The sequence below is a fragment of the Novosphingobium sediminis genome (assembly GCF_007991615.1).
GTDB classification, from domain to species: domain Bacteria; phylum Pseudomonadota; class Alphaproteobacteria; order Sphingomonadales; family Sphingomonadaceae; genus Novosphingobium; species Novosphingobium sediminis.
This window is the reverse complement of record NZ_BJYR01000013.1, coordinates 150,089-174,501: the sequence shown is the minus strand read 5'-3', so window position 1 is coordinate 174,501 and position 24,413 is coordinate 150,089. Positions and strand designations below refer to the sequence as shown.

The 24,413-nt window shown below is 65.6% G+C and carries 23 protein-coding genes; 13 read left to right on the top strand and 10 right to left on the bottom strand.

The window, feature by feature from the left end:
• Window positions 1-121 precede the first annotated feature (121 nt).
• A complete protein-coding gene (gene pepN / locus NSE01_RS10590; protein ID WP_147159550.1) occupies window positions 122-2,743 on the top strand; it encodes an aminopeptidase N in 2,622 nt (873 codons plus the stop codon).
• Window positions 2,743-3,504, top strand: coding sequence for a peptidoglycan editing factor PgeF (pgeF, locus tag NSE01_RS10585; RefSeq protein WP_174812027.1), 762 nt, complete (start codon window positions 2,743-2,745; stop codon window positions 3,502-3,504). The genes pepN and pgeF overlap by 1 nt, the downstream gene beginning before the upstream one ends.
• 146 nt (window positions 3,505-3,650) lie before the next feature.
• Here pgeF and NSE01_RS10580 read toward each other — a convergent pair whose 3' ends face one another.
• The 3 genes from NSE01_RS10580 to galE all read right to left on the bottom strand — a co-directional run bounded on the left by NSE01_RS10580 (window position 3,651) and on the right by galE (window position 5,589).
• Window positions 3,651-4,265, bottom strand: coding sequence for an HAD family hydrolase (locus tag NSE01_RS10580; RefSeq protein ID WP_147159548.1), 615 nt, complete (start codon window positions 4,263-4,265; stop codon window positions 3,651-3,653).
• Window positions 4,266-4,375: 110 nt separating this feature from the next.
• Window positions 4,376-4,501 carry a type B 50S ribosomal protein L36 gene (gene ykgO / locus NSE01_RS10575; protein WP_054122357.1) on the bottom strand — a complete coding sequence of 42 codons (126 nt, stop codon included), beginning with the start codon at window positions 4,499-4,501 and terminating at the stop codon, window positions 4,376-4,378.
• A gap of 83 nt (window positions 4,502-4,584) precedes the next feature.
• Window positions 4,585-5,589 (bottom strand): UDP-glucose 4-epimerase GalE, encoded by a 1,005-nt coding sequence (gene galE, locus NSE01_RS10570; RefSeq protein WP_147159547.1) that lies wholly within the window; start codon window positions 5,587-5,589, stop codon window positions 4,585-4,587.
• Between the two features lie 139 nt (window positions 5,590-5,728).
• On the opposite strand from galE, the gene NSE01_RS10565 reads away from it, so the two are divergent.
• The 5 genes from NSE01_RS10565 to NSE01_RS10550 all read left to right on the top strand — a co-directional run bounded on the left by NSE01_RS10565 (window position 5,729) and on the right by NSE01_RS10550 (window position 10,614).
• Window positions 5,729-6,433 carry a DUF4136 domain-containing protein gene (locus tag NSE01_RS10565; protein ID WP_170233812.1) on the top strand — a complete coding sequence of 235 codons (705 nt, stop codon included), beginning with the start codon at window positions 5,729-5,731 and terminating at the stop codon, window positions 6,431-6,433.
• The gene (locus tag NSE01_RS10560; protein ID WP_246135158.1) at window positions 6,430-7,014 is read left to right on the top strand and encodes a DUF4136 domain-containing protein; all 585 of its coding nucleotides are present in this window, start codon (window positions 6,430-6,432) and stop codon (window positions 7,012-7,014) included. Before NSE01_RS10565 ends, NSE01_RS10560 begins: the two co-directional genes overlap by 4 nt.
• Window positions 7,011-8,156, top strand: coding sequence for a M14 family metallopeptidase (locus NSE01_RS10555; RefSeq protein ID WP_147159546.1), 1,146 nt, complete (start codon window positions 7,011-7,013; stop codon window positions 8,154-8,156). Before NSE01_RS10560 ends, NSE01_RS10555 begins: the two co-directional genes overlap by 4 nt.
• 50 nt (window positions 8,157-8,206) lie before the next feature.
• Window positions 8,207-8,332: a hypothetical protein gene (locus NSE01_RS21875; protein WP_281289498.1), complete on the top strand. Its 126-nt coding sequence runs from the start codon at window positions 8,207-8,209 to the stop codon at window positions 8,330-8,332.
• 176 nt (window positions 8,333-8,508) lie between these two features.
• Complete coding sequence (locus NSE01_RS10550; protein WP_246135157.1) at window positions 8,509-10,614, top strand: TonB-dependent receptor; 2,106 nt, start codon at window positions 8,509-8,511, stop codon at window positions 10,612-10,614.
• 103 nt (window positions 10,615-10,717) lie between these two features.
• Here the strand turns inward: NSE01_RS10550 and NSE01_RS10545 are convergent, their stop codons facing one another.
• Window positions 10,718-11,227: a (2Fe-2S)-binding protein gene (locus NSE01_RS10545; RefSeq protein WP_147159544.1), complete on the bottom strand. Its 510-nt coding sequence runs from the start codon at window positions 11,225-11,227 to the stop codon at window positions 10,718-10,720.
• 137 nt (window positions 11,228-11,364) lie between these two features.
• Window positions 11,365-12,132: a class II aldolase/adducin family protein gene (locus tag NSE01_RS10540; RefSeq protein ID WP_147159543.1), complete on the bottom strand. Its 768-nt coding sequence runs from the start codon at window positions 12,130-12,132 to the stop codon at window positions 11,365-11,367.
• A gap of 16 nt (window positions 12,133-12,148) precedes the next feature.
• Here NSE01_RS10540 and NSE01_RS10535 point away from each other — a divergent pair, with 16 nt between their 5' ends.
• Window positions 12,149-12,787 carry an SOS response-associated peptidase gene (locus NSE01_RS10535; RefSeq protein ID WP_307725979.1) on the top strand — a complete coding sequence of 213 codons (639 nt, stop codon included), beginning with the start codon at window positions 12,149-12,151 and terminating at the stop codon, window positions 12,785-12,787.
• A gap of 6 nt (window positions 12,788-12,793) precedes the next feature.
• Here the strand turns inward: NSE01_RS10535 and NSE01_RS10530 are convergent, their stop codons facing one another.
• Entirely contained in the window at window positions 12,794-14,548 is a 1,755-nt protein-coding gene (locus NSE01_RS10530; RefSeq protein WP_147159542.1) for a chloride channel protein, read from the bottom strand.
• Between the two features lie 182 nt (window positions 14,549-14,730).
• Here NSE01_RS10530 and NSE01_RS10525 point away from each other — a divergent pair, with 182 nt between their 5' ends.
• Window positions 14,731-16,251: a M20/M25/M40 family metallo-hydrolase gene (locus NSE01_RS10525; RefSeq protein ID WP_147159541.1), complete on the top strand. Its 1,521-nt coding sequence runs from the start codon at window positions 14,731-14,733 to the stop codon at window positions 16,249-16,251.
• Between the two features lie 100 nt (window positions 16,252-16,351).
• Here NSE01_RS10525 and panC read toward each other — a convergent pair whose 3' ends face one another.
• On the bottom strand, window positions 16,352-17,230 hold the full coding sequence (gene panC, locus NSE01_RS10520; RefSeq protein ID WP_147159540.1) for a pantoate--beta-alanine ligase: 879 nt from the start codon (window positions 17,228-17,230) through the stop codon (window positions 16,352-16,354).
• Between the two features lie 121 nt (window positions 17,231-17,351).
• Here panC and NSE01_RS10515 point away from each other — a divergent pair, with 121 nt between their 5' ends.
• Genes NSE01_RS10515 through NSE01_RS10500 form a run of 4 tightly spaced genes read left to right on the top strand, consistent with a single transcriptional unit; the run spans window position 17,352 to window position 22,340 of the window.
• Window positions 17,352-18,164: a division plane positioning ATPase MipZ gene (locus NSE01_RS10515; RefSeq protein WP_246135155.1), complete on the top strand. Its 813-nt coding sequence runs from the start codon at window positions 17,352-17,354 to the stop codon at window positions 18,162-18,164.
• Window positions 18,161-18,457 carry a J domain-containing protein gene (locus NSE01_RS10510; RefSeq protein WP_246135154.1) on the top strand — a complete coding sequence of 99 codons (297 nt, stop codon included), beginning with the start codon at window positions 18,161-18,163 and terminating at the stop codon, window positions 18,455-18,457. Before NSE01_RS10515 ends, NSE01_RS10510 begins: the two co-directional genes overlap by 4 nt.
• A 36-nt stretch (window positions 18,458-18,493) precedes the next feature.
• Window positions 18,494-19,879 carry a phosphoglucomutase/phosphomannomutase PgmG gene (pgmG, locus tag NSE01_RS10505; protein WP_147159538.1) on the top strand — a complete coding sequence of 462 codons (1,386 nt, stop codon included), beginning with the start codon at window positions 18,494-18,496 and terminating at the stop codon, window positions 19,877-19,879.
• 22 nt (window positions 19,880-19,901) lie between these two features.
• Entirely contained in the window at window positions 19,902-22,340 is a 2,439-nt protein-coding gene (locus NSE01_RS10500; RefSeq protein WP_174812026.1) for a ligase-associated DNA damage response DEXH box helicase, read from the top strand.
• A 109-nt stretch (window positions 22,341-22,449) separates the two neighbouring features.
• Here NSE01_RS10500 and NSE01_RS10495 read toward each other — a convergent pair whose 3' ends face one another.
• The 3 genes from NSE01_RS10495 to NSE01_RS10485 all read right to left on the bottom strand — a co-directional run bounded on the left by NSE01_RS10495 (window position 22,450) and on the right by NSE01_RS10485 (window position 24,389).
• Window positions 22,450-22,881: an ExbD/TolR family protein gene (locus NSE01_RS10495; RefSeq protein ID WP_147159536.1), complete on the bottom strand. Its 432-nt coding sequence runs from the start codon at window positions 22,879-22,881 to the stop codon at window positions 22,450-22,452.
• 48 nt (window positions 22,882-22,929) lie between these two features.
• On the bottom strand, window positions 22,930-23,457 hold the full coding sequence (locus NSE01_RS10490) for an ExbD/TolR family protein (protein WP_147159535.1): 528 nt from the start codon (window positions 23,455-23,457) through the stop codon (window positions 22,930-22,932).
• Window positions 23,458-23,621: 164 nt separating this feature from the next.
• Window positions 23,622-24,389: a MotA/TolQ/ExbB proton channel family protein gene (locus tag NSE01_RS10485; protein WP_147159534.1), complete on the bottom strand. Its 768-nt coding sequence runs from the start codon at window positions 24,387-24,389 to the stop codon at window positions 23,622-23,624.
• Between the last annotated feature and the right edge of the window lie 24 nt (window positions 24,390-24,413).

Here is a 24,413-nt window from a genome sequence, read left to right as displayed (position 1 = left end):
TTGGGTGCGGCTCGTCCGCGCCGCCGTCAAGCGCTCTCGCTCACGAAGTTTTGCCGGGAACTTTCAAAGCTCCGCCGATTTTGCGCTTCCCCGGGCGCGCAGGCTCCCTACATTGGCGGGCATGAACGACCTGTCCAGCACGCCCACCGTCCCTGCCCCCGTCATCAAGCGCGCGGATTATCGCCCGCCCGAATGGCAGGTGCCTGAAATCGCGCTTGATTTCGCGCTCTCGCTGACCGCGACGCGCGTGCGCGCCGATCTCAAGGTAGTGCGCAGCGACGCGGCTTCAGGCCCGCTGCGGCTCGACGGCGATGGCATCACGCCCGGGAGCGTCCTCGTCGATGGCGCCGCGCACAACGATTGGCGGATGGACGACAGCCAGCTCGTGATCGACCTGCCAGGGAACCGCCACACGGTGACCATCGAGACCGAGATCGATCCCACCGCCAACACCCAGCTCTCCGGCCTCTATGCCTCGAACGGCATGCTCTGCACCCAGTGCGAGGCCGAAGGCTTCCGCCGCATCACCTTCTTCCCCGATCGGCCCGATGTGCTGAGCGTCTATTCAGTGCGCATGGCGGGCGACAAGGCGGCCTTCCCGGTGCTGCTTTCCAACGGCAACCCGGTTGCCTCTGGAGAGCACAGCGACGGTACGCACTGGGCCGAATGGCACGATCCCTGGCCCAAGCCCTCGTACCTCTTCGCGCTCGTTGCCGGCGATCTCGTCGCCTCGCGCGATACCTTCACCACCCGCTCGGGCCGCAAGGTCGATCTCGCCATCTACGTCCGCGCCGGGGACGAGACGCGCACCGGCCACGCGATGAAGGCGCTCATCGATTCGATGCGGTGGGACGAGGAGGTCTATGGCCGCGAGTACGATCTCGACTTGTTCAACATCGTCGCTGTGGCCGATTTCAACGCAGGCGCCATGGAGAACAAGGGCCTCAACGTCTTCAACACGCGCTACATCCTGGCGGACCCCGAAACCGCGACTGATGGCGATTATGACGCGATCGAGGGCGTGGTCGCGCATGAATACTTCCACAACTGGTCGGGCAACCGCGTCACCTGCCGCGACTGGTTCCAGCTCAGCCTCAAGGAAGGCTTCACCGTGCTGCGCGACCAGCAGTTCAGCGCGGACATGGGCTCGGCGCCGGTCAAGCGGATCGAGGATGTGCGCATACTCCGCGCCGCACAGTTCCCTGAGGACTCAGGCCCGCTGGCGCATCCGATCCGCCCCGATGCCTATCAGGAAATCAGCAACTTCTACACCGCGACCGTTTACAACAAGGGCGCCGAAGTCATCCGCATGATGACCGTGCTGGCTGGGCCAGAGCGGTTCCGGGCGGGCACCGATCTCTACTTCGACCGCCACGACGGCGAAGCGGCGACCTGCGAGGATTTCGTCAAGGCGATCGAGGACGGCGCGGGGCTGGACCTCAAGCAGTTCCGCCGCTGGTACGAGCAGGCCGGCACCCCGCGCGTGACCGCCACGCTGACCCAAGCGGGCGACACCGCGACGCTGACGCTGAGCCAGACCGTGCCCGCAACCCCCGGCCAGCCGGACAAGCAGCCGATGGTCATCCCGCTGCGCACCGCGCTGTTCGATCGCGACACCGGTAAGCACGCGGGAGAGCAGTTGCTCGTCCTCACCGAAGCTGAGCAGAGCTTCGCGTTTCCTGGCTTCACCGCGCTGCCCGTCCTCTCGATCAATCGGGGTTTCTCTGCCCCCGTCGCGATCGACATGGCCGTCGCCACCGCCGACCTCGTCTTCCTTGCCGCGCATGATGACGATCCCTTTGCGCGCTATGAAGCGATGCAGCAGCTCATGGTCCGCCACCTCGTTGCCGCCGTCTCCGGCGAGTTGACCGAGGCCGCGCGTGCTGAAGGCCTCGCGGCGATTCGCGATGTCTATGCAGCCGTCCTCGCCGATGGTGCCCTCGACGATCTGATGCGCGGCGAACTGCTGATCCTGCCCGGCGAAGGCTACATCGCCGAGCAGATCGCGCAGGCTGACCCTTCGAGCATCCATGCCGAGCGCGAGGCGCTCAAGCGCTGGCTGGGCAGCGAGCTTGCCGCGCAGTGGCATGCGTTGCACGACCGCTGCACCGCGGTGCCCTACAGCCTCGAGGCCGCCGCACGCGGCGCGCGCAAGCTGAAGACGCAGGCGCTGGTCTACCTCGCCGCCAGCGATCCCGCCGAAGCTGCCCGCCGCGCCAAGGCGCAATACGACAGCGCGGACAACATGACCGACCGGCAGGGCGCACTCATGGTCCTCGCGGGCATTGGCGCCGCAGAGTGCGACGAAGCCCGCTGCGCCGCGCTCGCCGATTTCCACGCCCGCTTCGCCGGCAACGCGCTGGTGATAGACAAGTGGTTCTCGATCCAGGCCGGCGCGCTCCATCCCGATACGCTGAAGCACGTCACCGCGCTGGCCGATCATCCCGACTTCACGATGACCAACCCCAACCGCGTCCGCGCGCTTTACATGGCCTTCGCCGCCAATCCTCAGGCGTTCCATGCAGCGGACGGTGCTGGCTATCGGATGATCGCGGACCTCATCCTCAGGCTCGATCCGATCAATGGCAATGTCGCCGCACGCTTCGTGCCGCCGCTCGGCCGCTGGCGCCGGATCGAACCCACCCGCGCCGCGCTGATGCGCGCTGAGCTGGAACGGATCGCCGCAGCCCCCGGCCTCTCGCGCGATGTCAGCGAACAGGTGAGCAAGAGCCTGAACGGCTGATGGATACGCCTGAAGCCCTCACCCATCCCGCGCTGGCCGGCGCCGCGCATGGCTTCCTCGGCCGGCGCGGCGGGGTGAGCCAAGGCCTCCACGCCGGCCTCAACGTCAGCTACAGCGAGGACGATCCCGCGCACACCGCCGAAAACCGCCGCCGCGCGGGCGAAGCGGTGCTGCCAGTTGCGCGGCTGCTGACCTGTTACCAGATTCATTCGCCCGACGTGGTGACCGTCACCGCGCCGTGGGATGATGCCGACCGCCCCAAGGCCGATGCTCTGGTCACCAACCAACGCGGGCTGCTCCTGGGCGTCCTCACCGCCGATTGCGCGCCGGTGCTGTTCCACGATCCCCACGCAGGCGTGATCGGCGCGGCCCACGCCGGATGGAAAGGCGCCATCGGCGGCGTGACCGACCGCACCATCGAAGCGATGGAAGCCCTCGGCGCCAACCGCGCGCAGATCGCAGCGGTAGTCGGCCCCTGCATCGCGCAGAAAAGCTATGAAGTGGACGCCGGATTCGAGGCGCGCTTCACGGCTGAAGACGCCGACAATGCCCGCTTCTTCAAGGCCGGACGCGCCGGGCACGGCTGGTTCGATCTCGAAGGCTATGTCGCCGCGCGCCTCGCGGCCTTCGGCGTCGGCAGCGTCGGCATGCTTGGCGAGGACACCTACTCGCAGGCCGAGCGCTTCTATTCATTCCGCCGCTCCACCCATGCCGGGGAAGCGGGCTATGGCCGCCAGATCTCGCTGATCGGGCTTCGGTAGGCCCCCTGCCCAAATCTAGAACCGCTCATGCTGAGCTTATCGAAGCATCTTGCACCACGGTCGCGCCAGCCCCCCTTCGGCTGGCTGCTTGCAGCAGCCGCTCAGGACATGCTTCGACAAGCTCAGGGTGAGCGGGATTGGGTTTGTCAGAGCAACTTGAGATCGCGCAGATCCGCCGCTAGCGCCTCGGCGCCGCGCGTGAAGTGATGGACCTGCCACCCAAGTGCGGCGGCGCTCGCAATGTTCGCAGCGTTGTCGTCCACGAACAGCATCCGCTCCGGCGCGTGGCCAAAGCGCTGCGCCGCGAGGTGGAAGATCGCCGGATCGGGCTTGGCCAGCTTCTCCACGCCGCTGACCACGATGGCGCCCATATGGTCTAGGACCGGGAAGGTCGGACGGAACATGGCCCAGGTGTCCGCGCCGAAGTTGGTGATCGCGAACTGCGGTACGCCGCGTGCGGCGAGCGTTTCGATCAGCGCCGGCGTGCCTTCGATCGGCCCCGGAATCGTATCGAGCCAGCGCGGCGCATAGGCTTCGATCAGCGCGCGGTGCTCGGGATGCTCGGCCACTTTCTCAGCGATCAGGTCCGCCAGCGGTTCACCCCCATCGTGCCGGAAATGCCACGGCACGGTGACGACATTCGCAAGGAACCAGTCGAGTTCGGCCGGATCGTCGATCAGCTTTTCATAGAGGTAGCGGATCGACCACTGCACCAGCACATGTCCGATATCCCAGACGACGGCATCGACTCTGGCGCTCACGCGGCCTGTTCCTTCCGCACATGCAAAAAGCCCCCGCGGTTGGCGGAGGCGTTCTGCCGGTTCAACACCGTTCGATCGCAAACCACCCTGCCTTGGCAGGGTGCGCGCAATCAGCCCTGACGCGCCTTGAAGCGCTTCTGGGTCTTGTTGATGACGTAGGTGCGGCCGCGACGGCGGATCACGCGGTTGTCCCGGTGGCGATCCTTGAGCGACTTCAGGCTGTTGCGAATCTTCATGGCGAATCCTTATGCCCGAGCCGACCGGGCCGAAATTGGAACGCGGCGGTTATGCGCGCCCCGCGCGAAAGTCAACCGTCCGCTCAGCCCTCGCCGCGGATCTCGGTCAGTTTCCGCTCCCACGCCAGCGCATGCTGCACGATCACGTCGAGATCGGCATAGCGCGGCACCCACGGCAGCGTGGCCTTGATGCGGCGGTTGTCCGAAATCAGCGAATCGGGATCGCCGGCGCGGCGGCCTTCCAGCTTGCGCACGATCTTGTGGTTGGTCACCCGGTCCACCGCATCGAGCACTTCCAGCACCGAGAAGCCTTGGCCATAGCCGCAGTTCATGGTGAGCGACCGCTCGGGCTGCTCGATCAGCGCTTCCAGCGCCAGCACGTGGGCGGCGGCAAGATCGGACACGTGGATGTAATCGCGCACCCCGGTGCCGTCCGGCGTATCGAAGTCGGTGCCGAATACGCCGACATGGCTGCGCTTGCCGAGCGCTGCTTCCACCGCGACCTTGATGAGATGCGTCGCGCCCGCAGTCGATTGCCCGGTGCGCGCCTGGGGGTCCGCCCCTGCCACGTTGAAGTAGCGCAGCGCGCAATAGTTCAGCGGATGCGCGCGGGCGGTGTCCGCCAGCATCGTCTCCGTCATCAGCTTCGACATGCCGTAGGGATTGATCGGCGACTTGGGGCTGTCCTCGGTGACCGGCGAGACTTCCGGAATGCCGTACGTCGCCGCGGTCGAGGAGAAGATGAAGTGCTTCACGCCCGCATCGACCGCCGCTCCGATCAGAGCCCGGCTCTTGGCGGTGTTGTTGTGATAATACTTCAGCGGGTTCTCGACCGATTCCGGCACGATAATCGACCCGGCAAAATGCATCACAGCGCCGATCTTCTGCTCGGCAAAGATCCGCGCCAGCAGCGCTCCGTCCTCGATATCGCCTTGGTAGAGCGGCACGCCATCGGGGATCGCAAAGCGAAAGCCCGTGGTCAGGTTGTCGATCACGGCCACCGGCCAGCCGGCATCCTTCAGCGCCAGCACAGCATGGCTACCGATATACCCGGCACCGCCGGTCACGAGAACGGGAACCTGGCCCATGCGAATCACTCTCCTACGTAAATGCTGCAATGCCGTAGCAGGCTCCCTTTGCGTTGGAATCGACAAACGAACCGTTCATGACCAAGACAGGCCGCAGGACATAGGATTTACCCCCTGCTGTCCGCCCGAAAGGCCAACAATGAAGTTTACCACCGCCGTTGCCACCCTTTGTCTGGCGTGCGCCGCCACACCCGTACTGGCGCAGGGTATGCCGGGCGAAGGCCGCTGGGGCGGCGGCGGCAGCTGGCAGGATCCCGATCCGCGCTATCCTTCCGCGCGGCAGAGCGCCCAGCCTTCCAAGAAGATCGACGTCACCGCCTACCGCGCCGCCGATGCCGAAGCCTTGCTCGGCAAAGGGCGCATCGTGGTGAGCCGCATGGCCAGCGACGCCGGTGACAATGAGGACGGCAAGCTCCCCGTCTACGAAGCCGCCGTGATCGACGAACTGGCCCGGCGCGGCTATGATACGGCCACGGCTCTCGATCCCGGCCAGATCGCCGAAATCGGGGTCAGCCACAGCGTGGCCGTTCCCGAGGAGGCCCCGCACAAGAAGGTCAGCGGCGCCATGAGCACCACCGTCAGCAATCGCGGCAGCGGCTTCGGCCTCGCGCTCGCGGTCGATCTCACCAAGCCCGCCAAGGCGATCGTCGCCACGCGGCTTGATCTGCGCATCCGCGACAAGGCCACGGGGCGCGTCCTCTGGGAAGGCCACGCCGAAGGAGAAGCGCGCGAGGAAGACGGCGGGATCAACAACAGCGAGATGGCCGCCCGCCTCGCTACGGCGCTGCTCAAGAAGTTCCCCGATGGCCAGGTCGTCCAGCCGCTTGCGGCGGTGACGCCGTGAAGGCCCGCCTGCTCCTTGCAGCCTTCGCGCTGGCTGCATCGCCTGCCCTCGCCGCGCCGGTCGAAGTCACCCGCTTCCACACGCCGGACAGCATCACCACGCTGGGCCGCAGTGCGGTTGCGGTGATCGCGGCGCCGGGCACCGATCCGAGCAGCCTTGAAACGCGCGTCTGGCTTCAGGCGGTCGAGGCCGAACTCGCCGCCCTGCGGTTCGGCACGGCCACTCCGGGTGCAGCAGATGCCGTTGCCGAAGTGCGAGTCGAACGCGAAGTCCAGCGTACCGAACGCCAGCGCGGGCCGGTCTCGGTCGGCGTCGGCGGTTCGACCGGCGGCTGGAACAGCGGCGTCGGGCTTGGCGTCGGCTTCAACCTCGGCGGCGGCCCCAAGGCGCGCGTCTACACCCGCCTCGTCGTCACGATCCGCAGCCGCGCCACCGGCCTTTCGCTGTGGGAAGGCCGCGCCGAGAATGTCGAGCGCCAGAAGGCAAAGGAAGCCGCTGTCGATCAGGCCGCGCTGCGGATCGCCCATGCGCTGTTCTCGGGCTTCCCCAGAACCTCGGGCGCGACTATCACGGTCAAATGACCCCAGATTCTTTAAGCGCTCCGATCAGCATCGACGCAGGCTTTGATAGCGGCAACATTGAAGTTCTGAGCATAGAGGGCACCAGTGCCCGGCTTGCCATCCGCCGCGACCACCAGTCCGAATTCTTCCAATGGTTCCATTTCCGCGTCAGCGGCGGAGCGGGCCGGACGCTGGAACTCAAGATCACCGGCCTTGCGTCCGCCGCCTATCCCGATGGCTGGGTCGGCTACCGTGCCTGCGTTTCCGAGGACCGCGACACCTGGTACCGCGCCGAGACCCGCTATGATGCGGCGGAGGGCGGCGGGACCATGACGATCCGCTATACTCCGCAGGCCGCTACCTGCTCCTTCGCCTATTTCGCGCCCTATTCGATGGAGCGGCATCACGATCTCGTGGCGGAAGCCGCCGCCAGCGAGGGCGTTGCCCACCGCGTGCTCGGCCGCAGCCTCGATGGCCAGCCGATCGATTGCCTATCGCTCGGAGAGGGCGAGAAGCAGGTGTGGCTGATCGCCCGCCAACACCCCGGCGAATCGATGGCGGAATGGTGGATGGAAGGCGCGCTCGACATGCTGACCGATCCCGCCGATCCCCATGCCCGCAAACTCCGCCAGCTCTGCCGCTTCCATATCGTGCCGAACTGCAATCCGGATGGCTCGCGCCGTGGGCACCTGCGCACCAACGCGGCAGGGGTGAACCTCAACCGCGAATGGCTCGAGCCGAGCGCCGAACGCTCGCCCGAAGTGCTCGCAATCCGCAATGCCATGGATGAAACCGGCGTCCATTTCGCGATGGACGTCCATGGCGACGAGGCGATCCCCGCCGTGTTCTTCGCCGGCTTCGAAGGCATCCCCGGCTGGACCGAAGCGCAGGGCGAAGCCTATCGCCGCTACCGCACGATCCTCGAGCGGCGCACCCCCGATTTCCAGACGAAGCGCGGCTATCCGGTCGCGCGGCCCGGCAAGGCCAATCTCTCGATGGCCACCAACCAGATTGCACAGCGCTTCGGTGCCGTCTCGATGACGCTGGAGATGCCGTTCAAGGACAACGACGACCTGCCCGATCCGGCACAAGGCTGGAGCCCGGAGCGCAGCAAGCTGCTGGCGCGCGAGTGCCTTGCATCGCTGCTCGAGTGGCTGGCCTGATCCAGGGCATTTTAACGGATTGTTAGGTACTGCGGGTGCATGCTTCCGGCATGGCCCGCGCTATCGCCCTTGTTGTCGCACCCACCGCTTCGCTGGCGGACTGGCTGCGTTCGGCCATCGTGCTTGGCTGCGCGCTCGCGCTGATCCTTGCGGGCCGCGCCCTCCCGCTGCTCTGAACGCGGCGAACTTCACAGCTTTCTGATCTGCCGTCCACGCACGCCTGCGTTCAGGCCGTGCGAGGTCGCGTCTGCTATGCGTCAAAAATCGCGAAAGATTCGCAATATCAGCCTTGCAAGTGCGAATGACTCGCAATAGAACGGTTCTTGAGAATGCATCTCAAGAAGGAAATCTCGTGAAAGCGCTCCCCGCTCTCTTGCTCGCCACCACCGCCCTCCTGCCATTCACGGCATATGCGGAAGAGGTGCCGATGGCAGCGGACGCGGGTGATGCCGGTGATGGCGTCGATCGCCGCCCGATCGTGGTCACCGGCCATGTCGAAACCTATCGCAGCGACAGCGCCGACGGCCTGAAAGCGCCTACCCCGCTGCTCGATGTGGCGCAGTCGGTCACTGTGCTCAGCCGCGAGCAGCTCGACGATCAGGGCGTTACCCAGCTTGGCGATGCGCTGCGCTACGTGCCGGGCGTGGTTCTGGCGCAGGGCGAAGGCAACCGCGATCAGATCGTACTGCGCGGGCAGAACACCACGGCGGACTTCTTCCTCAACGGCCTGCGCGACGACACCCAGTACTACCGCTCGCTCTACAACATCGATCACGTGGAAGTGCTGCGCGGCGCCAACGCACTGCTCTTCGGGCGTGGCGGCGGCGGCGGTGTGATCAACCGGGTGCGCAAGGCCCCCTCATTCACGGGCCAAAGCGTCAATGCGTCAGCCGGTGTCGGCACCTTTGGCGATTTCGCGCTCGCCGCCGATCTCAATGCGCCGCTCTCGCAAACCGTCGGCGCACGCCTCAACGGCACTTACGAGGAATTCGACAACCACCGGCAGGACTTCCACGGCCGCTTCATCGGCGTGAACCCGACATTGGCGTTTGCGCCGAGCGCGGACACCCGGATCGACCTGTCCTACAACTACGACGATGACCGCCGCACCGCTGATCGCGGTGTGCCCTCGCTCGCCGGCGCTCCACTCGAAGGCTACCGCGACACGTTCTTCGGCCGCAAGGACACCAATATCTCGGACGTGAAGGCGCACATCGTCGAGGCGCGGTTGACGCAGAAGCTGGCCGACAGCCTGACGCTGACCGTGGCGGGCCAGTTCAGCCACACCGACAAGTACTACGCCAACATCTTCGCGGGCGCGGCGGTCAATCCCGCTACCAACACCGTCTCGCTCAGCGCCTACAACAGCACAGTGAAGCGCGATAGCTGGATCGGGCAGGCGAACCTCACCTGGCAGGGCAAGACTGGCCCCATCGGCCACACCGTGATCGCCGGGATCGAAGGCGCCGACCAGGCGACCGATGCTGCGCGGCAGGAAGGCATTTTCCCGGGCGGCAAGGCCTCGGCCACGGTCGCGCTGGCAGACCGGCTCGACATTCCGGCGATCACCTTCAGCGCGCCGAGCCGCTCGACCCACGCCAAGGTCACCACGTTCTCGGCCTATGTGCAGGATCAGATCGAGCTTGCGCCGTTCCTCCAGATCGTCGGCGGCGTGCGCTACGACAGCTTCAAGATCCGCGCCGACAACCTGCTGAACAGCACCAGCGCCGGGCGCACCGACAACAAGTGGTCGCCCCGTGCCGGCGTGATCGTGAAGCCGCGCAAGAACATCTCGCTCTACGGCAGCTACACCAAGAGCTTCCTTCCCCAATCAGGCGACCAGTTCAGCGCGCTCGATGCGACGCAGGCCACCCTCGCGCCGGAGGAGTTCCGCAACCTTGAAGTGGGCGCCAAGTGGGACGTCACCCCGACCCTCGCGCTCACCGCCGCCGCCTACCGGCTCGACCGCGAGAATTCGCGCTTCAACGATCCCGTTACCGGTCTGCCCCAGCTTTCGGGCAAGACCCGCACCCGCGGTATCGAGCTTTCCGCCACCGGCAAGATCCTCCCCCAGTGGCAGGTCAGCCTTGGCTATGCGCTGCAGGATGGGAAGGTGCGCTCCAGCACCACCGCCGCGCCGGCCGGCCGCGCGCTGGCGCTGCTCCCGGAAAGCCAGATCTCGCTGTGGACCCGTTATGACGTCACCGACAAGCTCGGCCTCGGCCTCGGCGTGACGCACCAGTCCTCGGCCTACACCACCGTCAGCAACACCGTGACGCTTCCGGCGTGGACCCGCGTCGATACCGCGGTGTTCTACAACGTCTCCAAGAACCTTTCGGTCCAGCTCAACGTCAACAACCTGCTGAACGAGCAGTATTTCCCGACCGCCCACACCGACAACAACATCTCAACCGCCCAGCCCCGCAGCGCGCGGCTGACAGTGCGGATGGGGTTCTAGTTCGGACAAACCTCGTCGTTGCGAGCGTAGCGAAGCAATCCAGAGCTGCTGTGCGTGGCGCTCTGGATTGCTTCGCTACGCTCGCAATGACGAAGCCCGAGGCTTAAAGCCCCGGTGTCGTCGCCGTCAGCGGAACGGGCAACGGCACGCCTGGTTCAAGCCCCCGCGCGATGCGCCCTGCGCGCTGGATCGCGCGCACCAGCCTAGGGTAGACCCCGCAGCGGCAGATATTGGTAATCGCGGCCTTGATGTCCGCCTCGGTCGGATCGGTGTTGTGCGTGAGCAAGGCCGCAGCGGCCATTACCAGACCGGGCGTGCAGAACCCGCACTGGATCGCCTGCTCCGCTACGAAGGCCTGCTGCACTGGATGATTTCGATCGGCGGAAAGACCCTCGATCGTCGTGACGGTGCGCCCCTCCGCCTCGCCCAGCGAAAGGGTGCAGCTCGGCATGGCCTGCCCGTCGATGATGACCATGCAGGCCCCGCACTCGCCGGTGCCGCAGCCGTATTTCGTGCCGGTGAGATTGGCGGCATCGCGCAGCGCCCACAGCAGCGGCGTGTCTGCCTCCAGCTTGATCTCGATCGGCTGGTTATTGACGGTGAGGATGGCCATGGCGGGGGCTCGAATTGCTTACCTTGCCCAACGCCCTACACCGCTCACCCTGAGCTTGTCGAAGGGTACTGGCGCTGGCGTCGCGCCGAATGCTTCGACAGGCTCAGCATGAGCGGATTTGGGTGATCACAATTCGATCAATCCCGCCAGGAACGGTCGATCTGATCGATCCGGCGCGTCCAGGCGTTGAAATCGCCAACGCCCGGGCCGCCTCCCGGAGGGTTCGCCATGCCCAGATCGCGCTGGTGCACGTTGATCACGTCCTGCGAGATCATGATCGGCGGACGGCCCATCGAAAGCGTCGCCATCTGGATTTCGCAGGCACGCTGCAGCGCCCACATCTGCACGAACATCGCCTGCAGGTTCTTGGCCATGACCACCGGGCCGTGGTTCTTCAGCATGAGGATGTTCTTGTCAGCCAAGTTGGCCAGCAGCCGCTCGCCTTCCTCGGCGCGTACGGTGATGCCTTCGAAATCATGATAGGCGAGCCGGCCCATGAAGTTGCAGGCGTAGAAGTTGATCGGCATCAGCCCTTCCTCGAGGCTGCACACCGCCATCGATGCCGTCGTATGGACGTGGCAGATGGCGTGAGCCCAATCGAGGTGGCGGTGGAAATAGCCGTGCTGGGTAAAGCCGGCGAGGTTCACCGGGTGCGGGTTGTCATCCAGCTTGTTGCCGTCGATGTCGATCTTGACGAGGTTGCTGGCGCAGACTTCGGAATAGAGCAGGCCGAAGGGATTGATGAGGAAGGCGCCTTCCTCGTCCGGCACGCGCAGCGAGATGTGGTTGTAGACCGATTCGGACCAGCCCATCAGATCGAAGATGCGGTAGCAAGCCGCCAGTTCCTGCCGCGCATGCCATTCGGCGTCGCTGCAATTGATATTCGGGCGGATCTGGGTGGCCATCGCGTTCTCTCCCGCTATGCTCGCATCTGTTATGTGCAATCTCTATCGCATGACCAGCAACGCGCAAGCCATTGCACAGCTTTTCAAGGCCGATGTCGCGGGGCGCAACCTCCCCGCGCTGGCGGAAATCTACCCGGACGCCGAAGCGCCGGTGGTGGTCAGCGAAGGGGCCGGGCGGCGGCTCGACATGATGCGGTGGGGCTGGCCTCCGTTCGGTGATGTAAAGCGCCCGATCACCAACGTGCGCAACCTCGCCTCACCGATGTGGCGCGCGGCGCTGTCTGATCCGGCGCGGCGGTGCCTTGTCCCCGTCACCGCCTTTTCCGAATGGTCCGCCGCGCCCGATCCGCAGACGGGCCGCAAGCGCAAGCACTGGTTCGACCTTCCCGGCGATCCGCTCTTCGCCTTCGCCGGCCTCTGGCGCCCGACCGAACAGGGTCCGCGCTTCGCTTTCCTCACGTGCGAGGCAAATACGGTAGTCGGCAGCGTCCACCCCAAGGCGATGCCCGTCGTCCTCCGCCCGGGCAGAGCCTTCGAGCGTTGGCTGAGCGCTGATGGCGCAGGCGCAGCGGCGATGCAGGTGCCGCTGGCGGATGCCCACATGCAGGAAATTTCCGAAGCAGAGCCGCCGCCACCGCAAGGTAGCCTCTTCTGAAGGCCCTCAGCCCTCGCCAAACAGCGTCCGCTGCGCATTCTCCAGCTCGTGGAGATAGCGCCGCCGCGCGTGACGCTCGGTGACGACGCCGACCACCACGCCGGCCTCGTCGACGACTGCCAGCTCGTCCGCACTGAGCCGGTCGAACTGCGCGATGATCGCATGGGCATCGTCTTGCGGTCGCAGCACCTCGTCCTTCATGCAGGCGAGCGGTGCAATCGGGGCATCGGGCGCAAGATCTGCAGCATAGGCCGCAGCCGTCGGCACGATCCCGCGATAGCGCCCTTCGCCATCGACCAGCAGCGCCTTGCTGGCCGAACCGAGCGGGACGCGCGCGCGGAACACATCGACCGGACAAGTCTCCGGCACCTGCACCCAGTCCCGCCGCATCATCCGCCCCGCAGTGAGGCTGCTTGCCCAGCCGATATCGCGCGGGCCGCGGATGGCCGAGCCGCGAACGTGCAGCCGCCAGGTCGAGAACGAATAGCCGAACAGCTCGCGGGTCAGCGCGCTCGAAAGCAGCGCCGCGGTCAGCACCACGCCCATCAGCGCGAAGTCGTGCGTCGTCTCCAGCATCAGCAGCGCAAGGGTCATCGGCCCGCCGACGATCGAGACGCTGAGCGCGGCCATGCCGACGAGCGCGGCGTCGGTGGGGCTCACCGCCAGCCCGATCCCGGCGGCATTGACGAGTCCGGCGAAGATCTGCCCCGCCAGCGAGCCGACGAACAGCGAGGCGAAGAACAAGCCGCCGCGAAATCCGAAGCTGAGCGAGATGATGGAGGCGGCAATCTTGAGGCCCAGCAGCACGAGCAGGACATGCACCGCCGGCTGGAGCACGAGATTGAGATGCAGCGCGCCGTGCCCGGCAGAGAGTGTCTGCGGCGAGACAAGCGCCAGCGGGATCAGCAGCACCCCGCCCAATACTGGACGCCACCGGCCCAGCCAGCCCCATGATTGAACGTACATCTCGGCAAGCGTGACCAGCCGCATGATCGCGATGCCGAGCAGCGCGCAAGCTATGCCGAGGCCGGCGTAGAGCAGGTAGTCGGTGAGAGCGATCACCCGGTCATCGGTCAGCGCCATCAGCCATGGTTCGCCGCCCAGCGCTTTGGCCGCGGTAACTCCGGTCAGCGCCGCCGCGATGACCGGGGCGACTGCGGCGGGCGTGTAGCTGCCGATGACGATCTCGAAGGCATAGAACGCCCCCGCCAGCGGCGCACCGAAGGCCGCTCCGATACCGGCCCCCGCCCCTGCGCCGACCAGCGTGCGAAGGTCGTTGCGGCGTAGCTTGAGCCATTGACCCAGCATCGAGGCAAAACCGCCGCCCATCTGCGTATAGGCCGCCTCCAGCCCGACCGACGCGCCCGCGCCGTTCGAGATGATGGTCTGGACGGCGATCAGCAGGTTGTCGGCGGGCGCAATCCGGCCACCGTGCAGCGCATTGGCCTCCACCACGTCGACCGGCGGACGCATGCGCTTGCCCAGGGCCAGACTGAGCAGGACGAGCGCGAGGCCGCCCAGCGGCAAAGCCAGCAGGCGCCAGGCATGGTGGATCTCGCCGAGCGCACTCAGCCGGTTGAACGTCACGCCATAAAGCAGTCCCTGCAGGCCGTGCGCCAAAGTCTGCTGGATGCGGGTAAGCGCACCTGCAGCTGCCCCGGCAGCCGCGGCGAGCAGGATAAACGCTGCTTCGCTCTGGCGCAGGCGCTGGCGGCTGCGGATGATCCGCGGGCGCGCCCAAGCCGTCAGACCGTCGAGCACGGGCGCGCTCCTCGATCACGTGATCGGGCCGACTCGGGGCAGGAAATCAAGCACATGAGCATGGCAGGACAGGTCCGCAATGGTCCTTTGCGGCGCCGGGCGCAACCCGGTCCTCTCGGCTGGACAACGGCTCATCTCATCAGCACACTCGGCCCCAGATCAGTGCCGAGCATGGGGGCGATATGACAGCGCGTTTGAAGGTGGCGTATGCAAGTCTGGCCGCGATCGCGATTGCGACGGGGCAACCGGCGGCAGCGTCGGAAAAGTCGGATCAGGCCAAAGTCGCGGCGGCGATACGTGCCGATCACGATGCCGCGGTCGAGCGCCTGCGCGCCTGGATCAAGCTGCCGACCATCGCCAACATGGGGATCAACCATCAGGAAGGCGCCGAATACATGCGCCAGCTGGCGCTCGATGCCGGCTTCCAGATGGCCAAGGTAATCCCGACCGACGGCGTGCCGGGCGTTTTCGCCACCCTCGATGCCGGGGCAAAGACCACGCTGGCGATCTACTTCATGTACGACGTGAAGCACTACGATCCGAAGGAATGGTCGTCCCCGCCGCTCGAGGGCCGGATGGTCGACCGGCCGGGCGAAGGCAAGGTCATCGTCGGACGCGGGGCGGTGAACCAGAAGGGGCCCGAGACCGCATTCCTCACCGCGTTGCGCGCGTTCAAGGCCTCCGGCGTCAAGTTACCGGTGAACCTCGTGCTGGTGGCCGAGGGCGAGGAGGAAATCGCCTCGCCGCACTTCTCGCAGGTCGTGACCCATCCCGATGTGCTTCCCGCGCTGTCAAAGGCGGTCGGCGTCATCATTCCCGATGCCGGCCAGTCGGTCGATGGGCAGGTGACGCTGCTGCTCGGCGCGAAAGGCGCGGTTGAATTGCAGCTGATTTCCAGCGGCGAGAAGTGGGGCAAGGGGCCGACCAAGGACATCCACTCCAGCCTCATGGCCAATGTCGATAGCCCGGCGTGGCACCTCATCAAGGCGCTCAATACGCTGGTCGCCGATGACGGCCACACCCCGGCGATCGACGGCTGGTTCGAAAACGTGAAGCCGCTGACCGAGCGCCAGAAGCAGCTGATCGCCGCAGACGTCGCCGCCGGAAACGAGGCGGACGAGAAGAAAGCGCTGGGCATCAAGCAGTGGTACGCCGGCGAAGACTACCTGACCGCCACATACCGCCTTGCCTCGCAGCCGACGGTGAACATTCAAGGCCTCGTCAGCGGCTATATGGGCCCCGGCGGCAAGACCGTCCTGCCCGGCCGCGCCGAAGCCAAGATCGACCTGCGCCTCGTGCCGGACATGACCAAGGACGAAGCGGTCAGCAAGCTCAGGGCACACCTCGCCAAGCGCGGGTTCGGCGATATCGAGGTCAACGTGAGCGGCGGCTATGGCCCGACGCAAACCGACGAAAACAGCGCGCTGATCAAGGCCGAAGTGGCGACACTGGCGGCGGCGAAGATTTCGCAGACGATGTCGGCGCGCTCGGCGGGTAGCTGGCCCGGCGTGATCTTCACAGGCCCGCCATTGCGCCTGCCGGCAGGCTCCTTCGGCGCCGGGCGCGGCGGCGGCGCACATGCGCCCGACGAATGGTTCCTGATCGACAGCACCAACCCCAAGGAACTGGGCTTCGACCAGCAGGCGACGCTGTTTGCGAACTTCCTCTATGAAGTGGCGCGGAGCGGCACGATCAAGCGCTGAACAGGCAAGCCTTCGGGCGCAGGGCTGCCAATGCCCTGCCCCTGTCACCTCCTGCGAGCGGGAGGGGCAGGGGCGCGCTGCCTTTCCTTGGACCGGTTTCCTAGACCACCGCGATGTTGTCGATCAGCCTTGCCTTGCCCATGTGCGCGGCGACCAGCAGCCGTGCGGCCCGGCCATCCCAGACTCCAATCGCTTCGAGTGTGGCGGCATCGCGCAGGTCGGCATAGTCGACGCGGGCGAAGCCGGCGGTGAGCACGGCCTCACGCAGCGCTGCCAGCGCGTCCGGGATTGATCCTCCGCCCGCGATCCGAGCGGCCGCCTCGCGCATCGCGCGGTTCAATGCGGGCGCGGCGGCGCGTTCCTCAGCGGTAAGGTACTTGTTGCGGCTGCTCATCGCGAGGCCGTCCGCCTCGCGCACGGTTGGCACGCCAAGGATGTGGTCGGCATGTGGCTGCGTAAGGTCCAGATCGCGCGCCATGCGGCGGATGATCGCGAGCTGCTGCCAGTCCTTCTCGCCGAACAAGGCGATATCGGGCTGCACCTGATTGAAAAGCTTGGTGACGACAGTCGCCACGCCGTCAAAATGCCCCGGCCGCGCTGCGCCGCACAGCACGGCATCGAGCCCGCTGACCTGAATAGTCGTCGCATAGCCAGCGGGATAGACCGCCTCGACCGTCGGCGCCCAGAGCACGTCTACACCCTCGGCTTCGAGCAGCGCCGCATCGGCCTCAAGCTGGCGCGGATAGGTCGCGAGATCTTCATTGGGGCCGAACTGGCGCGGATTGACGAAGATCGAGACGACCACATGGTCCGCGCGGGCCTTTGCCTCGCGCACCAATGTGAGGTGGCCTTCGTGCAGCGCGCCCATGGTCGGCACGAGGGCCACGGTCGACCGACCGCCAGCCTTGGCGGAATTGTCCCCCGATTTCAGCGCGGAAAGCGCCGCACGAAGCGGTTCGACTGCTGTCAGGATTTGCACGTGGCTCGCCGCTCCAGTAATCCCCGATCTGGGGCCAATGGTCCCCAACAGGGAGTGGCCCTCTAGCCCTGTGCCCTGCCCGGGGGCAAGGGGGGGCGCCACTCACAGAAAGGATGATCGCTTGCCCGCCGCCCCTTATCGCATCGTCTTCGCCAACGAAAAGGGCGGTACCGGCAAATCGACCACGGCGGTCCATGTCGCCATTGCCCTGGCCTATCAGGGCGCGCGTGTAGCCGCGATCGATCTTGATGCCCGCCAGCGCACGATGCACCGCTATTTCGAGAATCGCACGGAGACCATGCGCCGCCGCAGCATAACGCTGCCCACGGCGAGGTTCGAAGTCTATGACGGAACCAACGCGGAGGAGCTCGATGCGCTGGCCGCACAGCTTGGCGCCGAGCATGACTTTCTGGTGTTCGACACGCCCGGCCGCGATGATCCGCTGGCGCGCCATGTCGCGACGCAGGCCGATACGCTGGTCACCCCGCTCAACGACAGCTTCGTCGATTTCGACCTCATCGGCCAGGTCGATGCCGAGACGTTCAAGGTCCGCCGGCTTTCGTTCTATGCCGAACTGATCTGGGAAGCCCGCAAGAAGCGCGCGATGGCGACGATCAAGGAAGCTCGCAAGGAGATGGACTGGGTCGTCGTGCGCAATCGCACCGGCTATACCGAAGCGCGCAACCAGAAGCGCATCGATCAGGCGCTGACCGAGCTTTCCAAGCGCGTCGGCTTCCGCATCGCCAGCGGCCTTTCGGAGCGCGTGATCTACCGCGAGCTGTTCCCCAGCGGCCTTACCCTGCTCGACAAGGGCCATCTTGGCGAGCTTGGCACCAGCCATCTGGTGGCGCGGCAGGAACTGCGCTCATTGGTCGCCGGCCTTGCGCTGAAAGTGCCCGAGCAGGGCCAGCTCGCCATGGAAGCCGTGCTTTGAAGTTCCTGTTCCTCGCGGCGCTGGCCTGCCTTGCGGTCAAGATGCTGGCCGGGCGCTGGCCGTGGGAACTGTGGGGGCCAAATGCCAAGAAAGCGGCGGAGAAGCGCGCGCGCAACCTGCTCGGCCTGCGCGCCGATGCTGGCTATTACGAGATCATCGACGCGCATCGCCGCCTGCTGGTGAAAGTCCACCCGGATCGCGGCGGAACCACCGACGCGGTGCATGAAGCCAATGCCGCACGCGATTTGCTGCTGGCGCGGATTTCCAGCCGCGGGCCCGATGGGCGGGGGTAGACCTGCAGCAGTGGCAGCTGCGCCGCAGCCCAGCGCATGAGCCACCAGTTCCACCCCAGCGTACTGCGCGAGTACGATATCCGGGGCACGGTCGGAAAAACACTCGGCCCGCAGGATGCCTACGCCCTTGGCCGCAGCTTCGGCACGCTGGTCTTGCGGGACGGGCGCAGCTCGGTGGCGGTTGGCTATGATGGCCGCCTCAGTTCGTCGATGCTTGAGGAAGCGCTGGTTTCCGGCCTCTGTGCCAGCGGCGCCCATGTAGTGCGTATTGGCCTCGGCCCTACGCCGATGCTCTATTACGCCTGCGCCTCAATGCCAGAAGTGCAGGATGGCATTCAGATAACTGGCAGCCACAATCCCCCCGATCAGAATGGCTTCAAAGTGGTATTTCGCGGGGGTCCGTTCTTCGGTCCAGACATACTCGATCTCGGCCGTCTCGCCGCCCAGGGGGATTGGGCGCAGGGCAACGGGACGACCGAGCCCTTCAACATCATGGATGCCTACGTCGAGCGACTCCTCGCCGGACTGGAGCGTATCGCGCCAGACGCCGTGAGCGGCCTTTCCATCGGCTGGGATACGGGCAACGGTGCCGCCGGCCCGATCGTCGAGCGACTGGTCGCCCGGCTGCCGGGGCGCCATGTCTGCCTGCACACGCCTGTCGATGGAACCTTTCCTGGGCATCATCCTGATCCTTCCGTCGATGCCAACCTTGCCGATTTGCGCGAAGCCGTCGCGCTGGGACGGCTCGACTTTGGACTGGCCTTCGATGGTGACGGGGACCGGCTGGGCGTAATCGACGGCAAGGGGCGAGCGCTGGCAGGTGACCAACTGCTTATGCTGCTGGCCGAAGATGTGCTCAAAATGCAGGCGGGAGCGGCAGTTATCGCCGATATCAAGGCGAGTTCCGCACTGTTTGCTCGCGTTCGCGCGCTCGGCGGCGAGCCCGTGATGTGGAAATCCGGGCACAGCCACATCAAGTCCAAAATGAAGGAGACTGGTGCGCTGCTGGGCGGCGAGGTGACCGGCCACGTGTTCCTTGCGGATGAGTACTACGGGTTCGACGATGCGCTCTACGCCGCCCTCCGCCTGATCGCGGCGATCGTTCGGCTGGGCCGCTCGGTGACGGAGCTGCACGATGCGATGCCGGCAATGGTCAATACGCCCGAGCTGCGGTTCGCGGTGGACGAGGCACGCAAGTTCGCGGTGATCGACGAGGTCCACGCGCGGCTTGTGGCGGAAGGGGCAGACATTGTCGCGATCGACGGTGTGCGTGTGACCACGCCCCATGGCTGGTGGCTGCTGCGCGCCTCCAACACCGAAGCAATGCTCACGGCGCGGGCTGAGAGCGACAGCGAGGAGGGCCTTGCGCAGGTGCTCTCTGCCCTCGACGCGCAATTGGCGGCTTCCGGCATGAGGCGCTAAGGTCTGGCGGGTGAGCGCTGGCATGATCCCCCCCGAAATCGCCGACTGGTTCTCGGCACGTGGCTGGCGCGTGCGGCGGCATCAGGCCGCAATGCTCGAAGCGGACGATGCCGGAAAGCACGCGCTGCTCGTCGCCGACACCGGCGCGGGCAAGACGCTGGCGGGCTTCCTACCCACGCTCGCCGCCTTCACGCCCTCGCGGCGGGATAATGCGCCCCCGCCCGAGGGACTACACACTCTCTACGTATCGCCGCTCAAGGCCCTCGCGCATGATGTGCAGCGCAATCTGCTTACGCCGATCACCGAGATGGGCCTCCCCATCACGGTCGAGACGCGGAGCGGTGATACGCCCTCCGACCGCAAGGCGCGGCAGCGCGTGCGCCCTCCACATGTCCTGCTGACCACTCCGGAATCGCTGTCGTTGCTGCTCAGTTATCCCGAGAGCACAGAGCTGTTCAGCACACTGCAGCGTGTTGTGATCGACGAGGTCCACGCCTTCGCGACGTCCAAGCGCGGCGATCTGCTGGCTTTGGCATTGACGCGGCTGCAGGCGCTGGCACCGGGTTTGCGACGGGCGGCGCTTTCAGCCACGCTGGCCGATCCGGAGAGCTTCCGGACATGGCTGGCACCCCGGAATAATAGGGGGGGGCATCTCGATAGCACGGCCTTGGTTGAAGGCGAGGCAGGCGCGCCGGCCGAAGTCGAGATCCTGCTGCCCGATGATGGCCAACGTGTGCCGTGGGGCGGTCATGCGGCGGCCTGGGCCTTGCCGCAGCTTTACGAGGCCATCCGGCGCAACCGGACGACGCTCGTCTTCACCAACACGCGCTTCCTTGCCGAGTATATCTTCCAGTTGCTGTGGGATGCCAACGAGGACAAGCTTCCTATCGGCATCCACCACGGCTCGCTCTCCAAGGAAGCGCGGCGCAAGGTCGAAGGCGCCATGGCGCGAGGCGAACTTCGTGCGCTGGTCTGCACCGCCAGCCTCGATCTCGGCGTCGACTGGGGCGATATTGACTTGGTGGTGCAGATGGGTGCGCCCAAGGGCTCGTCGCGCCTGCTGCAGCGCATCGGGCGCGCCAACCACCGGCTAGACCAGCCCAGTCGCGCCCTGCTCGTCCCTGGCAACCGCTTCGAATTCCTCGAGGCGATGGCGGCTCGCGACGCCGTCGACGAAGGCCAGCGCGATGGCGAGGACTTCCGTCCCGGCGGGCTGGATGTGCTGGCGCAGCATGTCATGGCCATCGCCTGCGCAGGACCGTTCGGCGAGGCAGAGCTACTCGCAGAGATCCGCTCCTCGCTCGCCTATGCGTGGATCGACGAGGAGGGCTGGCAGCGGGTGCTGCAGTTCGTCGCCACCGGTGGCTATTCGCTGCGAGCCTATGACCGATTCCAGCGGATCGTGCGCCTGAAGGACGGCACATGGCGGCTGACCCACCCACAGCAGGCCGCGCGGCATCGGCTCAACGCGGGGATCATCGTAGATTCGGAGATGCTTGAGGTTCGCTTTCGCAACGGGCGCTCGCTCGGCAAGGTCGAGGAAAGCTTCGGCGCTGGCCTCAAACCCGGCGATACCTTCCGTTTTGCCGGGATGGACCTTGAAGTGGAAGGCGTCCGGGATCTCGAGTTGATCGTACGCGGGGCCAAGTCTGCCGGGCAGATCCCCAGCTACAACGGCGCGCGCATGCCGCTGACGACGCACCTTTCCGCACGGGTGCAGGCGATGCTGGCGGACCGGGCGGGCTGGGCGCGCTTTCCGGACGACGTGCGCGAATGGCTCGAAGTGCAGGACTGGCGCAGCCGTTTGCCTGCGCCCGGCGAACTGCTTGTCGAGAGCTTCCCGCATGGGGGCCGCGCCTACACAGTCTATTATACGTTCGAGGGGTGGAACGCGAACCAGTCGCTCGGGATGTTGATCACCCGGCGGATGGAGGAGGCAGGTCTTGGTCCCTTGGGCTTCGTTGCGAATGATTATGCGCTCGGGGTCTGGGGCCTGCGCCCGGTGCATGATCCGGCGGCGCTGCTTTCGCCCGATATCCTGACCCACGAGTTCGTCGAATGGGTACAGAACTCCTACCTTCTTCGCCGTGCATTCCGCGAAGTTGCGGTGATTTCCGGCCTCGTCCAGCGGCAGCAGCCCGGCGCGCGCAAGAGCGGCCGACAGGTCACGTTCTCTACCGACCTCATCTATGACGTGCTGCGCAAGCACGAACCGGATCATCTGCTGATTCAAGCAGCCTGGGCCGATGCCCGGGCGCGGATGACCGATGTGGGCCGCCTCGGTGCGCTGCTTGACCGTGCAGCGGCGGAGCTGGTCCATGTCGAATTGGAGCGCGTAACGCCGTTGGCGGTGCCGTTGATGGTCATGATCGGGCGCGAATCCGTGCCCGCCGGGGCGGCTGACGATGAACTTTTACTTGAGGCGGAGAGCCTTGCTTCTGCCGCCATGCGACCGTCATAGGTCACAGCGCTGGCATCGCTGCTACACCTGAGACCAACGAATACCCCCATAACGAAAAAGGGGCGGATTGCTCCGCCCCTTGTTCGTCTGTGGCTGAAAGCCCGCGTCGTTACTTGCTGAACGTCGCGAAGTTTTCATTGCCCACGAAGCCGAACTTGCTGACCTTCAACTCGGTGATGATCTTCAGCATGCGGTTCGCGATTTCGTAGGAGGCATATTCCTCGGGCTGGAACTGCAGTTCCGGCTCGGGGTTCATCGCCTTCGTTGCCTGGAGCAGCGAGACGAGATTGCCTTCGGTAACCGGCGAACCGTTCCAGAGGATCACGTTCTGCGTGGTCAGAACCAGCTTGTTCTTCACCGGGTCGACGAGCGGCTTGTTCGTCGGCGGGGTCGCCTGCGGCAAGTCGATGTTGACCGAGTGGGTGGCCACGGGGATGGTGATGATGAACATGATGAGGAGCACGAGCATGACGTCGATCAACGGCGTCGTGTTCATCTCCATCATCGGCGAGCCATCGTCTTTGCCGCCGCTCATTGCCATAGGGGGTACTCCTGTTTGGTCTCGTTAACCCGGGTGACGCGACGGCAATCAGCCGTTCGGATCAACCGGGGTGGAGATGAAGCCGACCTTGGGATAGCCCGCAATCTGCACGTTGTAGATCGTGCCAGCGATGCACTTCCAAGGGACATTGACGTCGCCGCGGATGTGCACTTCGGGGATCTTGTCGGGCTCCATGTTCTGCGCGCCACCGGCACGCTTCACAATCGCATCAAGCCGGTCGAACGCCATCTTGTAGAGTTCGTTGTTATCAACCGGAGTGACGTTGTTGATGTAGACACGGCACGTGCCGGTCCGCGAGGAGCCCTCATAGCCGCCCTGGCCCGGGCTGCGTCCGCCGGCGTCGGTCGACACGACCGTGACGAGGAGGTTCTCGACCTTGTCCTGCGTCTCTTCAGACGGCAGCACAGGGACCTTGAGCTTCTCGACGGTCTGGATCGCGACCGGAACCGCGATGAGGAAGATGATCAGCAGCACGAGCATCACGTCCACGAGCGGCGTGGTATTGATGTCCGACATTGGGCGTTCGTCGCCCCCGCCGCCTGCAGAAATTGCCATTGGTTAGTTCCTATCCGATCTTTCCACGGTGAACCGGGTTTGGCGGGTTATTGAAAACCCTGCTGACCCCGGCTGGAACCCGCGTTGTTCCCGAAGAGGGGTGGCAGGCCTGCCTGTTGCAGGATAGCCCACCGGTCCCCTCTCCTCGTCCGCGTATTCGGGTCTTACTTCTTGGCCGGAGCCGCAGCCGGAGCAGCGGGCTTGGCAGCCGGGGCAGCCGACACGGCAGGCTTCACGACGCCCTTCGAGGCGAGGTTCGCCAGCACGTCGGTGCTGAAGCCGGTCAGCAGTTCGGCGATCTTCTTGTTGCGGGCCTGCAGGTAGTTATAGGCAAGCACCGCGGGAACGGCGACGAGCAGACCGAGCGCGGTCATGATCAGCGCTTCACCGACCGGACCCGCGACCTTGTCGATCGAAGCCGAACCGGCGATGCCGATGTTGATGAGCGCGCCGTAGATGCCGACCACGGTACCGAACAGACCGATGAACGGCGCGGTCGCACCGACGGTCGCGAGGAACGGCAGGCCGCCAGCGAGCTTCGAGTTGATGGTGGCTTCCGAACGGGCGAGCGAGCCGTGCATCCAGTCGTGACCTTCGGTCTCGTCCATCTTGCCAGCTGCGTCTTCAGCCGAGAGACCATCGTCGACGATCTGGCGCCATGCCGAGTTCTTCTCAAGCTTGGTCGCGCCTTCGCGCAGCGAGGAAGCGCGCCAGAAAGCGGCGAGCGACTGGTACTGCTTCATCAGCTTGGCCTGCTCCGCCCACTTCGTGAAGAGGATGAAGAACGAACCAACCGACATGATCAGCAGGATGGTGAAGGTGGTCAGCGGGATCCAGGCCGGCTTGCCGCCGGGGAACAGAACTTCCGCGATACCAAACTTGTTCTGGGGCGCGGCAGTAGCGGCAGCTGCGGCGAGCGTGTGGATGAGCATTCGGGTCTTCCTCTTCAATATATC